The sequence below is a fragment of the Brevibacillus borstelensis genome (assembly GCF_036700025.1).
Lineage (GTDB): Bacteria > Bacillota > Bacilli > Brevibacillales > Brevibacillaceae > Brevibacillus > Brevibacillus borstelensis.
In genome coordinates this window covers 1,571,677-1,584,973 of sequence record NZ_CP144922.1, presented here as the reverse complement: position 1 = coordinate 1,584,973, position 13,297 = coordinate 1,571,677, and the positions used below count along the sequence as shown (strand labels likewise).

The 13,297-nt window shown below is 53.0% G+C and carries 10 protein-coding genes and 1 riboswitch; all 10 genes read right to left on the bottom strand.

What is annotated here, in order from left to right; translation table 11 throughout:
• Positions 1-41: 41 nt before the first annotated feature.
• The 10 genes from V5G20_RS07345 to V5G20_RS07300 all read right to left on the bottom strand — a co-directional run bounded on the left by V5G20_RS07345 (position 42) and on the right by V5G20_RS07300 (position 13,287).
• A complete protein-coding gene (locus V5G20_RS07345; protein ID WP_003389554.1) occupies positions 42-1,172 on the bottom strand; it encodes an MFS transporter in 1,131 nt (376 codons plus the stop codon).
• A 106-nt stretch (positions 1,173-1,278) separates the two neighbouring features.
• On the bottom strand, positions 1,279-3,207 hold the full coding sequence (gene asnB, locus V5G20_RS07340) for an asparagine synthase (glutamine-hydrolyzing) (RefSeq protein WP_338463304.1): 1,929 nt from the start codon (positions 3,205-3,207) through the stop codon (positions 1,279-1,281).
• A gap of 1,305 nt (positions 3,208-4,512) precedes the next feature.
• Positions 4,513-5,424, bottom strand: a complete 912-nt coding sequence (locus tag V5G20_RS07335) for a glycine betaine ABC transporter substrate-binding protein (RefSeq protein WP_197029772.1) — start codon at positions 5,422-5,424, stop codon at positions 4,513-4,515.
• Positions 5,425-5,521: 97 nt separating this feature from the next.
• Complete coding sequence (locus V5G20_RS07330; RefSeq protein ID WP_003389558.1) at positions 5,522-6,172, bottom strand: ABC transporter permease; 651 nt, start codon at positions 6,170-6,172, stop codon at positions 5,522-5,524.
• Positions 6,169-7,311, bottom strand: a complete 1,143-nt coding sequence (locus V5G20_RS07325; RefSeq protein ID WP_039070521.1) for an ABC transporter ATP-binding protein — start codon at positions 7,309-7,311, stop codon at positions 6,169-6,171. The genes V5G20_RS07330 and V5G20_RS07325 overlap by 4 nt, the downstream gene beginning before the upstream one ends.
• A gap of 154 nt (positions 7,312-7,465) precedes the next feature.
• Positions 7,466-7,610, bottom strand: a riboswitch (cyclic di-AMP (ydaO/yuaA leader).
• 127 nt (positions 7,611-7,737) lie between these two features.
• The gene (locus tag V5G20_RS07320) at positions 7,738-8,742 is read right to left on the bottom strand and encodes an ABC transporter ATP-binding protein (RefSeq protein WP_024983408.1); all 1,005 of its coding nucleotides are present in this window, start codon (positions 8,740-8,742) and stop codon (positions 7,738-7,740) included.
• A 15-nt stretch (positions 8,743-8,757) separates the two neighbouring features.
• On the bottom strand, positions 8,758-9,720 hold the full coding sequence (locus V5G20_RS07315; RefSeq protein ID WP_243013867.1) for an ABC transporter ATP-binding protein: 963 nt from the start codon (positions 9,718-9,720) through the stop codon (positions 8,758-8,760).
• A 16-nt stretch (positions 9,721-9,736) separates the two neighbouring features.
• A complete protein-coding gene (locus tag V5G20_RS07310; RefSeq protein ID WP_003389563.1) occupies positions 9,737-10,666 on the bottom strand; it encodes an ABC transporter permease in 930 nt (309 codons plus the stop codon).
• 15 nt (positions 10,667-10,681) lie between these two features.
• Entirely contained in the window at positions 10,682-11,599 is a 918-nt protein-coding gene (locus V5G20_RS07305; protein WP_003389564.1) for an ABC transporter permease, read from the bottom strand.
• A 110-nt stretch (positions 11,600-11,709) separates the two neighbouring features.
• Complete coding sequence (locus tag V5G20_RS07300) at positions 11,710-13,287, bottom strand: ABC transporter substrate-binding protein (protein ID WP_251237583.1); 1,578 nt, start codon at positions 13,285-13,287, stop codon at positions 11,710-11,712.
• Positions 13,288-13,297: the final 10 nt, after the last annotated feature.

Below are 13,297 nucleotides of genomic sequence, written 5' to 3'. Positions count from 1 at the left end.
CCTATTGAAGACGTTTGAAATGCGCTTCTTTTCAACAGGCCTTACATCGAAGTGACGGAATTGCCCCTTCTGACTTCATACATTTTTTGTCCACGCCAAAAGAAGAAAATACTCAATAATGCAATCAGTCCAAACGTGTTGAACATCGCAATGCCGCCGTATTCTGCCAGCAGAATTCCGCCAAACCACGGGCCGATAAAGTTGCCAAATCCGTTAAAGGTATGCGCTCCGTAATACGTGCCACGCATTCCTTCGGGCGTAATGCGGTCGACGATAATGTATTCAGACGGGACGATCAATATTTCTCCAAGCGTGAAAACGATCATGGATATGATAAAAAACGTCCAGCTGCCGGAATACGCAAAGCCTGCCTCGGATATGGCCAGAAGAATGCTTCCCATCACGATGTTGATCAACGGCGTAAACCGTTCCGCCCATTTTGTCAGCGAATATTGGAACAAAATAACGACTACTGAATTGATACTCATCAAGATCGCAAATAACCGGACCCCGTCGATAAAGCTATTTTTCAAATATTGAGAGAGCGTAACAGACATCTCGCCCATTACCGCCATCGTCAGGATGCTGCCCAGGATGAAAAATCCCAGCACCTTATCGTGGCGGATGACATGAACAGCACTCCGAATGGTTATCTTCTCTTCCGCTTTTGTTTGAATATCTTCATAGGCAAAGTATTTGAAGCTGAATTGCAGAATGAGGACGTATAGCAGGTAAAGAATCGCCCCCACAAAAAACGGCACCCGGTCATCGATGGTGGACAAAGCGGTACCGAGAAGCGGACCAATGGCAAAACCGATGTTCACCGAAGTATAACGGAACGAGAATAGTCGCAGCCGTTTTTCCGGTGGAGTGACATCGCCCATCAATGCCTTGGACACAGGATCGAAAAACGAAATGCATAGATTCAGCAAAATGTTCAAAACAAAAATCAACAGGACATTCGTGGTTAAAACAAACCCGAAGAAAACCAGAGCAAAGACATAGAGCGTGCCGATTAACACTTTTTTACGGCCGATAAAATCGGAAAGTGTGCCTCCGATAAAGCCGCCAAAGGTACCGGCGATCGCACCGACCCCTATGATCAATCCAATCTGTGCCGGATCCAGATCAGTCGTTTTGGCGAGATAGATAGCTAGGAAGGGGATACTCATGCCTCTTGCTACAGATACCAGGATGATCCCTAGTAACAACGTGTGGACAATTGGATGAAAAGACTTGTAAAACTCTCGTAGTTTCCCCATTCGCGTCTCCTTGTTTCTATGATTTTCTTGACAAAGATTCACTGCTGCTATTTACGTATTGGTCTTGGAGAATGCATGTGGTGAGCACCAGAAGCAGAACGGTATCTGCATTTACGCGTTGGCTTTTATCCATGTGCGGGAGTTGGTCGAGCAGCTTGATCATCAGTTTTTTCTCAAAGAAAGGAACATCGTCCATGACCTCGCTTCTCAACATATCCTGAGTCAACTGAAACAACTTGTTGTCCGTTTCCAATGTGGAAGGAGGAGCATTAAACGGCTGTTTGGGGCGGGAGTAGACGGTCTGGGTGAGGTAGGGCTTCGCCGCTTCACGAAGAGCATACTTTTCTTTGAACCGATTTATCAGCATCGATACAGGAAGGTTTCGTACCACTTCAAACAATTTGTGATCAAGCAGGGGCATTCGCACTTCTACTCCATGAGACATATCCAGACGGTCGGCAAACAGGATCTGGTTAGGCAGAATCGACTTGTTCCACGTATAAAGAACTTGAGTGACGCGATCTCGCCCTGCCAACTGTCCTTCTACATCCAGCTTTTTCACAAATTCACGATACGGATCGTACTCGGCAAAGCGCGCTCCGAAATCGGGCGAGAGCAGCTGTTTTAACGGCATGCGGCTTGCATGCACAGCCTGGATCCAGGCGGGTGTGTATCCAAGTGTCTGGTTGAAACAATCCAATGACTGGTTGAGATAGCTGCGAATCGAAACGTGGTTAAAAGAGGGATTATGTTGCAAAAATTCGTCCAGTTTGCGAAGCTTCTCCTCTTCGCTCAGGCCTTCCAGTCCGGCGAGCAGCAAATCCAATCGGGAAAATATGTATCCGGCAAACAATTCATCAGCGCCGTCCCCCGACAACACGACGCGAATCCCCCGCTCGTGGAGTACCTTGCTTTTCAAATAGCGGGCAACGCCGTTCATGTTGATCCCAATCGTTTCCGCATGCCAAACGGCCTTTATTACGTGATCGGCAAAATCGGTATGATCAAGCGGAATCAGATGAAAATCCGCCCCTACATGGGCCGCCGTCTCACGCGCTACTTCACTTTCATCATAGGCATGATCCGAAAACGAAACGGTAAATGCTTGCAGCGGGTCCGTCCGATGCCTGGCAGCCATCCCAAGTACCGTTGAAGAATCAACGCCTCCGCTGAGATGAAATCCAACGGGTACGTCGGCCCGCATCCGTGTCTTGATGCTCTCGTCCAGTGCATGCCTTACTTCACTGATGTACTCTTCTTCGCTGCGTGGCAGAGAATTCGCGTCTGCCAGCGGATAGTGATGATCCCAATACTGTTTGATTTGTATTCCATCAGCCGTAGCAAGCAGGTAGTGGCCGGGTGGAACCTGGTTAACACCTTCGAATAACGTACGGTCCAGATGCTTGTAAAACAACAAGTGCTGGTAGTAGGATTCATGATCCCACTTCGCGGGTACTCCTGCTGCAAACAGCGCCTTCATCTCCGACGCGACGTATAGAACCCCATCTTGTACTGTGTAAAAAAGCGGCTTGATCCCAAAACGGTCTCGCACAGCCAACAGGCGTTGCTCGGTTTCATCCCAAAGCACCAGGGCAAATTCACCGCGCAGGTATTCAAGAAATCCGAGTCCATTCTCTTCGTACAGATGCAACGCGATCTCACTGTCAGAGCGTGTTCGCAACCGGTGCCCCCGTTTGACTAACTCTCTCTGAATTCGCTCGTAATCGTAGAATTCACCGTTTACGACAACGTGAAGCCGTTCATCTTCATTCGCAATAGGCTGGTCTCCAGTCTCTAGGTCAATAATGCTGAGGCGAGCGTGACCCAATCCGACTCGCTTGCTTTCGGACAGCCAGATACTTTGCCGGTCAGGTCCGCGATGGGAGAGTTGACGAGTAGCACGTTCGACAGCAATCGCAGTGATGGGAGCCTGTTTCGAAAACATTGCGACAATTCCACACATATAAACCAACCTTTCCCTACATAATTTTGATAGTGCTGCCGTACGAAGATCACTCTTTGGAAGAATAAAAACAGTAATATTGATAGAATGTGTATTGCAGATCAGCATATCAGACCATTTCAGTATACCATATTTAACCAAAAATATAACTTTTTTCAATTCGCCAAATTTCAACAAGGTATTTTGGCACCCAAACGCCTAATGGCTTTCGACAATAGACATACATACCCTATGCATATGGGCAACCCGGTAGCGATATATTTTCCTTTTGATACCGTGAAGCTGGTACCCTACTATTTTTAAAATGAGAGGTTCATACAATAGATCAGGAAACAGGGAAGACGAACAACTATACATATGCAAAAATCGAGAGAGGTTTTTGTTGGGGATTAATATTGACATGTTCTGGAGTTGAACAGAAGCAAGCGTTGTGATTTCTTGAAAGTTACCCGATATGGATTCACGGACTAACGAAAAAATCGATTTACGGGAGAGCTATGAACACTCCCTCCAGCGAGAGATGAGCTTCCTCTTGCGTTGCGCTTGGAAGTATGTCGCCTAATGCCATCTGCTTTTTCCTATGACAGCTACTTTTCCAATGACGGCTACTTTTGCTCGAGTGAGGATGGCCGAGAAATGGCACCTTTGCTGTTCGAATCACAGTGATCGATTCAGCAGATGTCAACAAGTCGATTCCTCCTTCCTTCAGAATGTATGTTCCCGTTCTGATTATACCACAGCATGAACAAAAAATGCTATTTATCCCACTACTTGGGGAATACCCTGTCATTCGAACCGATAATGGTCTACAGTTTATTGAACACGCCTTTGAAACGGTTACGAATGATGCGCTCTTTTACCACCAACGAAGAATTTCCTAGTCTGTATGACCTTTCACCAGTGAAAAAATGAAGGCTGCATCCATACAACGGGTAAAATCGTTCGTTGCAAAAGTGTGGAGCGGCCAACTTTTTGGGCAGGTGAAGGTTTTTTGACCTAATGCAAAAAAAAATGGCCGGTTTCACACGTAACGTGGTGAAAACCGGCTTAATCACAACCTCTTAGCGTTTTGCATTTGCGTTTTCCTGGTGGAGCGACTGGCGACTTCCGGCGCAGTACCCTCCCATGCAGAACGTGGAACCGGAGCGGAGCATGGAAACAGGCTTCTCCTCGCCACAGCCGCTTTAGAGCAGCCAGACCCCCATTTGCTCCGGGTCCACTTCATTCTATTCTTCCAGGAGAACAGCTCCTAGCTATACATATCTAGCCAATGCCGACTTCCTCATTTTAAGGAATCAGCCCCTGCTCCTTCAGCCAAGCTTCCGCAACATCCCGCGACTTCTTCTTGTCTACATCCACCTGCGCGTTGAGCACCGCCATTTGCTTGTCGTCAATCTTCCCGGCGAGCTTGCTCAGCACTTCCTTGATCTGCGGATGCTTCTGCAGCGTTTCCTGACGGACGAGCGGCGCGGCAAAGTACGGCGGGAAGAAATGCTTGTCGTCCTCCAAAATGACCAAATCGTGCTTCACGAGCTGACCGTCTGTCGAGAAGGCATCGATGATATCGACGTTCCCTTCGCTGATTGCTTTATATTTAAGACCGGCGTCCATTGATTTCGTACCTTTGAATTTCAGGCCGTATGATTTTTCCAGGCCTTTCAAGCCGTCCGAGCGCTCGAGAAACTCCTGTTCGGTTCCGAACGTGAGCTGTTGCGCATGCGGGATCAGATCAGAGATTGTCTTCAGCTTATATTTATCGGCCGTCTCTTTTGTCACCGCCAGGGCATAGGTGTTGTTAAACCCGATCGGCTCCAGCCATTCCATTTTGTATTTCTCTGCAAAATCTGCCTTTACCTTGTCGTACACCTCTTGAGGGTCCTTCATCGCTTCCTGTCCCATGATGTTGACCAGACCCGTTCCCGTATACTCTACATACAGGTCTGCACTGCCGCCTTTGACGGCGTTAAAAGCTACATCGGTCCCGCCTAAAAACGGCTTTGTCTCGACTTTTAAGTCCGTATTTTTCTCCAGCATGATACCTACGAGATTCGTCAATATATCTTGTTCCGTGAAATTTTTCCCCACCACAGTCACCTGATCAGACGCTTTTGTACCGGTCAGAACCGAGCAGCCCGTCACAGCCATCATCGACAATGCCAACACGCCCATTCCAACTTTCCTCAGCCATCCTGCTCTCACAAGATCCTCCCCTTTCATCATTAACCGTTTATTTGAAAAACCCCAAAAAGCCTGATGTGTTCAAGTCTTCAAAAATCAGCTATTTGGATAAAGCGGCCTAACGCGAGTGGCGAATGCGCAATCCTTTTGGCGTCACTCGCCAATCTACCCAGGCCAGAATCAGGTCAAACAAGACCGCCAGCAGCGCAGCCGGCACCGCACCTGCCAGGATGATGCCCGTGTCCACCATGGCAATCCCGCGAAGGATCAGGTCGCCCAAGCCGCCTGCCCCGATAAACGCCGCGAGCGTCGCCACTCCGATCGTCATGACCGTAGCCGTGCGAATCCCGGCAAATATGACGGGGCGGGCCAGTGGAAGCTCTACGATCCGCAGCATCTGGCCTTTGGTCATCCCCATGCCGCGCCCTGCTTCCAGCAGCGAGGAATCGACGTCCAAAATGCCGGTGTACGTATTGCGGACGATAGGCAGCAGCGCGTAAATGACCATCGCGATGACAGCCGGGATCGGTCCGATGCCAAACAGCGGAATCATAAATCCGAGCAGCGCCAGACTGGGAATCGTCTGGAAGACCGAGATCACGGCCAGCACCGGACCGGCAAGCTTCCGGTACCGGGTCAGCAGAATGCCTGTCGGCACCGCAACTACAATCGCCCAGAACAACGCGACGACAGACAGAACGATATGCTCCCAGCTCGCCTGCACAATATCCGGCCAGCGGTCTGCCATTACGGAAATCACTTCACTCATTGCGCCACGCTCCTCTCCTGATCCAAGTATGGCCGTGCAAGCACATCGACCAGACTGGCCCTTGTCAACAAGCCTGCCAACGTCCCGTCTTGGCGGACGACCGGCACGTACCCGTACGGAGCTTCCTGCACGAAGCCGATGGCATCCGCGAGCGGAGTGTCGGGTGAAAGCGTCATGGTGTCTGTCCGCATCACATCGCGGATGGCCAGCGATTCATCCGGGTACCGCTTGTGAATATCCGCCGTATCCGCCATGCCCAAGTACTTCCCATGCTTGTCGACAACGATCAGCCCGGTTACCCGCTTGCGGTGCATGATCTGTACAGCCTCCGCCAGCCCTCGGCCCGGGGAGACGGTAACCGGCTGCGTGACCATGACATCCTGGACAAGCTGCCCGAGGTGGGACTGCAGCCGTTTTTCCCCGATGAACTCCCGGACAAAATCATTGGCCGGATGGCGCAAAATGTGATCGGGCGTCCCCTGCTGGATCACATTCCCGTTTTGCATGACCACGATCTGGTCGGCGATTTTCAACGCTTCATCCATGTCGTGGGTGACAAAAACGACTGTTTTGTTCAGCTCCTGGTTCAGCCGGATCAGCTCATCCTGCAGCTGCTCCCGGGTAACCGGATCGAGCGCCGAAAAAGGCTCATCCATCAGAATGATCGGCGGATCGCTCATCAGCGCCCGGGCTACCCCTACCCGCTGCTGCTGGCCTCCGGAGAGCTCGGACGGGTATCTGTCCCGGTACCGGTCGGGGGCCAGGCCGACCATATGGAGCAGGCGATCGACCTTTTTGTGATCAATCGACCCTTTTCCCCCCTGAAGCCGTGGCACCAGCGAAATATTTTCCGCGATTGTCAGGTGGGGAAACAGGCCGACCTGCTGAATCACATAGCCGATGCTCCGCCTCAGCGCGACCGGATCGACCTCCGCCGAATTCCTTCCGCCGACGGTAATCGTCCCCGATGTTGGCGAAATCAACCGGTTGATCATCTTCATCGTCGTGGTCTTGCCGCAGCCGGATGGCCCGACCAGCACTGTGATGCTCCCCTCGGGAATCTCCAGATTGAGATTCGGGATCACAGTCGTCGAGCCGTACGATTTGCGCACGCGTTCAAAGACAACCGCATTTGCCATTCGCATCCCCTCTTTTCGCTGTATTTTTGAAAATAAAAAGACCCCGCCAATGCAGGGTCTGTACCTGTAAAAATACAAAAAGACCCTGCAAAAGCATAGGGTCAAAAAACCGAATTGTTTTCCACGTCGGAATGATCTGACACGGAATGCTTGTTTTGACCCATCTTGAGGCTGACGAGGTTAGCTGACGGACTCGGGAAAGATGGTTCCCTACGGCAGATATGCTGCCGATTCGCCCCGGAAAAAGTGGTTCCCCCGCTTTCCGATTATGCAAATCGGAAATTAAGCTTATGGCTATTATGCATGAACTCGATCATCAAGTCAAATCTCCGGATGACCACTCAGTCTCTACTTGATGAAAAAAGGCCCCTTCTGTCTGCCAAAGACATCGGGGCACCTCCTTTTTTCGTGAAACAAATGCCAGTTTTATCCCATAACGCCTTCCTGGCTTTGAGCAAGCGGGAAATGGCAGGAGACAAAATGCCCTGCAGCACCTTCTGTCAGTGTCGGCGCAGTCTGTCTGCACACATCCTGCACATACGGACATCTGGTGTGAAAATGGCAGCCGGACGGAGGATTGGCCGGATTCGGCAGATCGCCCTGCAGGACAATCCGTTCCTTTCGCTGCGTCGGATCAGGAATCGGGACAGCCGACAGAAGCGCTTCCGTGTAGGGGTGGCGCGGGTTTGCAAACAGCTCGTCGCGCTCTGCCAGCTCCACGATTTTGCCCAGGTACATGACCGCGATCCGGTCGCTGATATGCTTGACGGCAGGCAAGCCGTGGGCGATGAAAATGTAGGTCAGCTTTAGCTCCTTTTGCAGCTTCTTGAGCAGGTTCAGCACCTGCGACTGGATCGACACGTCGAGCGCCGATACCGGCTCGTCGCAGACGATCAGGCTCGGATTCAAGGCGAGGGCGCGCGCGATGCCGATCCGCTGTCTCTGCCCGCCGCTGAATTCATGCGGGTGGCGGCTCATATGGTGGGCATCCAGCCCGACAAGGCGCAGCAGCTCCACAACCTTTTCCTTCAGCTCGCTTCCTTTGTGGGTGCCGTGTACGCGCAGCGGCTCGGCCACGATTTCTTCCACCCGCATCCGCGGATTGAGCGAGGAATACGGGTCCTGAAAAATCATTTGCAGGTGCTGCCGCAAAGTGCGGACCTCGGCTTTGCCGAGAGTGGACAGATTTTTTCCCTCAAACCAAATCTCCCCTTCGGTCGGCTCCAGCAGCTGCAAAATCATCTGGCCGGTGGTCGACTTGCCGCAGCCGGATTCTCCGACGATTCCCAGCGTTTCTCCGCGGTACACGGTAAAGTCGACGCCATCTACGGCCCGTACGTAGCCTGTCTCTTTGGAAAACATGCCTTTCTTGAAGGGAAAATGCTTTTTTAACCCTTTAACCACCAACAGCGGTTCTTTCGTCTGGTCCATTGCTATGTGCCTCCTTTACGCGTAGAAGCAGCGTGCCAGATGGTTCAGGGCCACCTCTTGAAGCTGCGGCTTGTTTTGCTTGCACTCTTCTGTGGCGGCAGGGCAGCGCGGGTGAAACGCACAGCCGCCCGGCATGTCGAGCGGATTCGGTACCGAGCCGGGGATCGAGTCCAGCTCCTCCCGATTTTCGTCCAGCTTCGGCAGCGAACCGAGCAGCCCTTTTGTATACGGATGCTTCGGCTCCGCAAAAAGGGAAAAGACGTCAGCCTGCTCCACCACTTCTCCCGCGTACATCACCACGACTCGATCCGCCATCTCGGCTACGACACCGAGATCGTGCGTAATCAGAATGACTCCGGTTTGAAACTCCTTGTTCAGCTTTTTCAGCAGCTCGAGAATTTGTGCCTGGATCGTCACGTCCAAGGCGGTCGTCGGCTCGTCCGCGATCAACAGGGCCGGATTGCAGGCCAGCGCCATGGCGATCATGACGCGCTGCCGCATACCCCCTGAAAGCTGATGGGGAAAGGAATCGACGATCTTTTCCGCATTGGGGATGCCGACGTGATCCAGCATTTCGACGCTGTGTGCCCGGGCTTCCTTTTTGTCCATCTGTCTGTGCTGGCGAAATACCTCTCCGAGCTGGTTCCCGATCGTAAACACGGGATTGAGCGAGGTCATCGGCTCCTGGAAGATCATCGACAGCTTGTTGCCGCGCAGCTTGCGAAGCTCTTTTTTGCTTAAAGCGAGCAGGTTTTGGCCCTCCAGCCAGATTTCTCCGCCCACCACTTCGCCAGGCGGGGCGACCAATCCCATGATCGAGAGGGAGGTAACGCTTTTGCCGCAGCCCGATTCGCCGACGATGGCAAGTGTCTCGCCCTTGGCTACGGAAAACGAGACGCCGTTTACGGAGGGAACGACGCCGTCCTCAGTTTTGAAATGCGTCCGCAAATGTTTCACTTCCAGCAAGTTTGCTTCCATATCGAGTCTCCCCTCCTTACTTCGCTCTAGCCTTCATGCGAGGGTCCAGAATGTCGCGCAGCCAGTCTCCGAGAAACATAATGCCCAAAACCGTGATCGTAATCGCTACACCGGGGAAGGTCGCCACCCACCAGCTCGTAGCGAGGTACTGCCTGCCGTCGCTCAGCATGCCGCCCCAGGAGACAGTCGGCGGCTGAATCCCCAAGCCGAGAAAGCTGAGCGAGGCCTCCGCGATGATCGTCGTGGCTACGCTCAACGTAGAGACGACGATAAAGGAGGAAATAACGTTGGGCAAAATGTGTGTAAAAATGATTCGCCCGTCGCTTGCGCCGACAGTGCGGGCGGCCCTGACGAAGTCGCGTTCCTTGACGCTGAGCACTTCACCGCGGATGATGCGGGCGTACTTGACCCAGTTGGTAAAGCCGAGGACGAGGATCAGGGTCGTCAGACTGGGCCCGAGGACGGTCAAAATCACCAGCATGAACAAAATATTCGGAATGGCGAGAAACGAATCGACCGTCCGCATGATGAGATTATCCACGATCCCGCCGAAGTAGCCGGAGACGAGTCCCAGTACGACCCCGATCGCGCCCGCTACGGCGACGGCACAAACCCCGACCATCAGGGAAACCTGCGAGCCGTAAATGATGCGGCTGAGCACATCGCGCCCCAGATTGTCGGTTCCGAGCGGATTTGCCGGCGAGCCTCCCTCCATCCACATGGGAGGCTTGAGGCGCTGCGCTGCCTGGGTTTTGGCCGGATCATGAGGAGCGATCGCACTGGCGAAGACGGCCATAAATACGACGACGATGACGATCAAAAGTCCGATTGTTCCTGTTTTGCTTTTCAACAGCATGCGGGCCAAACGGCGGAGCTGCCCCGGCTTTTTGACCGCCTGGCCGACGCTGCCTGCTTGTGCTGTTTGCGATTCCAGGGGAAGAGACATACGGCTCACCTCCGTTTAGTTGTACTTGATGCGCGGGTCCAACACGCGGTATAAAATGTCTGCCAGGATGTTGCTGACGATGACCAAAAAGGCGACGACAAAAACAGCGGCCTGGACGATGGCCATATCGCGGGTATTCACTGCCTGAATGATTAGCTGTCCCATTCCCGGCCAGGAAAAGATCGTCTCCGTAATCAGCGTGCCGCCGATCAGGGTAGAGGTTTGCAAAGCCATGATGGTCACTACGGGGATAAGCGAATTTCGCAGGGCGTGCTTGTACACGACAATGGTTTCGATCAGCCCCTTGCTTCTCGCTGTGCGAATGTAGTCCTGCCCCAAAATTTCCAGCATGCTGGAACGAATCAGGCGGGTCATCTCCGCAGCAATTCCCGTCCCGAGTGTAAAGGCAGGCAGGATCAAATGGTCCCATGAACCCCTTCCCGATACCGGCAAGGTCTTCCACTCGACGGCGAACAACAGGATCAGCATGATTCCCAGCCAAAAATGCGGCATTGCCTTGCCCAATACGGAAGCGCCTGAAACGAAAATGTCCAAAAAGGAATTTCGCTTGGTCGCGGACAGAATGCCCAGCGGAATCGAGATCACCGTGGCGACGATCATGGCTGCAATTGCCAGTTCAAAGGTTGCCGGCAGACGCTCCAAAACAATCGGCAGGGCGGGCATGTCATAGCGGAAAGATGTGCCGAAGTCCCCCTGCAGCATGTTGCCGAGAAAGCGGAAATACTGGATGTGCATCGGCTGATCCAACCCCAGCGCAGCGATCAGGATTTCCCGATCCTCGTCCGTCGCCGTATCGGACAGCATCAGAGACACCGGGTCTCCGGTAACGTACACCAGCACGAAGACGATGATCGAGATCAGAAAAAGCACGGGAACAATCTGCAGAATCGACTTCAACAAATACTGTCTCACGGTGTCACCTCCCGAAACATTTGCGAGTTGCTAAACAGGTTCATCAAGCTGTCGGTCATGGAACAGGAAGGGGCCTCGCCAGTGGAGACCCCATTCGCTGCACCTTTTTCTTATTTCAGTGTAATTTCATCGACGAACAGCATTTCGTCCAAACGCGGTTCAAAGTTGATGCGGTCGCTCACACCGTAGTTGGCATTCATTTGGTACAAATAAATGTGCGGGCGTTCTTCCGCGATGATTTCCTGCGCTTGTTTATACTGCTTTTCACGCTCTTCCATGTTCATGTTCTTTTCGGCGTCCGCCAGAAGCTTGTCCAGCTCCGGGTTGCTGTAATCCGACTCGCCCTTGGACCGCTCCGTAGTCAAACGGTCAAACGCCAAAGACGCGTCAAACATGGAGTTTCCGTAGGCGATCATGAACACTTCATCAAATTTTTTCGCTTTGTACTTTTCGTTGAACTTGCTCCACTCCAGCAGCTCCAGCTTGGCGTTGATTCCCACCTCGGCCAGCATCGCCTGGATCAACTCTGCCGTTTCCTTGTCTTTCAGGTAACGGCCGCTCGTCGCATTCAGCGTCAGCTCCAGACCGTTTGGATAGCCGGCTTCCGCCAAAAGCTGCTTCGCCTTTTCCGGATCGTAGAGCGTCTTGTTGTACAGGTCGAGATTGGTGCCAAAGTTGCCCGGAGTCACGCGGGTGCGGGTCGGCACGCCTCCGCCGGCGAGGATGTTGTCGACGATCGCCTGCTTGTCGATAGCCAAATCAATAGCTTCACGCACCTTCGGATTCTCGGTGACCGTTCCCGGCGTCAGCCGCAGGGTGAGCTGCATGACGCGCTGGGTCGGTCCTTGCTTCGTGTCGGTGCCGTCGTTGTCCTTGATGCGCTGCAGATCGCTCGGCGGGATGTTTACGGCAATATCGACGCCGCCTGTCAGCAGTTCCGCGACACGGGTCGCATCTTCCGGGATGGAACGGAAAACGACCTTGTCCCATTTCGGCTTTTCGCCGAAGTACTCATCGTTTTTCACCAGCGTCAGGCGATCGTCACGCACCCATTTTTCCAGCTTGTACGGGCCTGTTCCCACCGGGTTTTTCAGGAATTCGTCCCAGCCCTTTTCCTTGATGTACTTGGATGGGAGGATGCCGGAGCCGAGCCTTGACAGACGGTTCAGCAGGACCGGTTCCGGCGCGTGGGTGATGATTTCAACCGTATGCGGGTCGATTACTTTCACTTCTTTGATTTGCTTGTAGTTTCCGTATTCCAGCAGCTTGTTGTCCGTGGCTACACGCTCCAGCGTGAACTTGACGTCCTCGGCGGTGAACTCGTCGCCGTTGTGGAATTTTACGCCCTGACGCAGCTTGAAGCGCCAGGTCGTGTCGTTTACCGTCTCCCACTCGGTTGCAAGGTCGGGCTGCACCTTTTGCTGGGCATCCTTTCGCACCAAATAATCGAACATATTGACGTGCACAGCTTCCGTCGACGTGTTGTTGTGATCGTGGATATCAAAAGTGACGATGTCGCTGCCGCTGGCAATCGTCAGCACTTTTTCTCCGTTCTGTCCAGCGGGCTGTGCCGTTTCCTTGTTCCCGGACGGTTGAGCCGGCGCGCCAGATTGGCTGCTGCAGCCGACCAGGGCCGCTGACAGAGCAAGGATCGCTGCGAGGCCAAAGCCTGCAATCCGTTTTTTCATGTCTGGTTTC

Excerpts from the sequence above, each read along its gene's own strand:
- V5G20_RS07345 (WP_003389554.1), bottom strand. The coding sequence starts at position 1,172 with ATGAGTATCCCCTTCCTAGCTATCTATCTCGCCAAAACGACTGATCTG.
- asnB (WP_338463304.1), bottom strand. The coding sequence starts at position 3,207 with ATGTTTTCGAAACAGGCTCCCATCACTGCGATTGCTGTCGAACGTGCT.
- V5G20_RS07330 (WP_003389558.1), bottom strand. The coding sequence starts at position 6,172 with ATGAGTGAAGTGATTTCCGTAATGGCAGACCGCTGGCCGGATATTGTG.
- V5G20_RS07325 (WP_039070521.1), bottom strand. The coding sequence starts at position 7,311 with ATGGCAAATGCGGTTGTCTTTGAACGCGTGCGCAAATCGTACGGCTCG.
- V5G20_RS07320 (WP_024983408.1), bottom strand. The coding sequence starts at position 8,742 with ATGGACCAGACGAAAGAACCGCTGTTGGTGGTTAAAGGGTTAAAAAAG.
- V5G20_RS07315 (WP_243013867.1), bottom strand. The coding sequence starts at position 9,720 with ATGGAAGCAAACTTGCTGGAAGTGAAACATTTGCGGACGCATTTCAAA.
- V5G20_RS07310 (WP_003389563.1), bottom strand. The coding sequence starts at position 10,666 with ATGTCTCTTCCCCTGGAATCGCAAACAGCACAAGCAGGCAGCGTCGGC.
- V5G20_RS07300 (WP_251237583.1), bottom strand. The coding sequence starts at position 13,287 with ATGAAAAAACGGATTGCAGGCTTTGGCCTCGCAGCGATCCTTGCTCTG.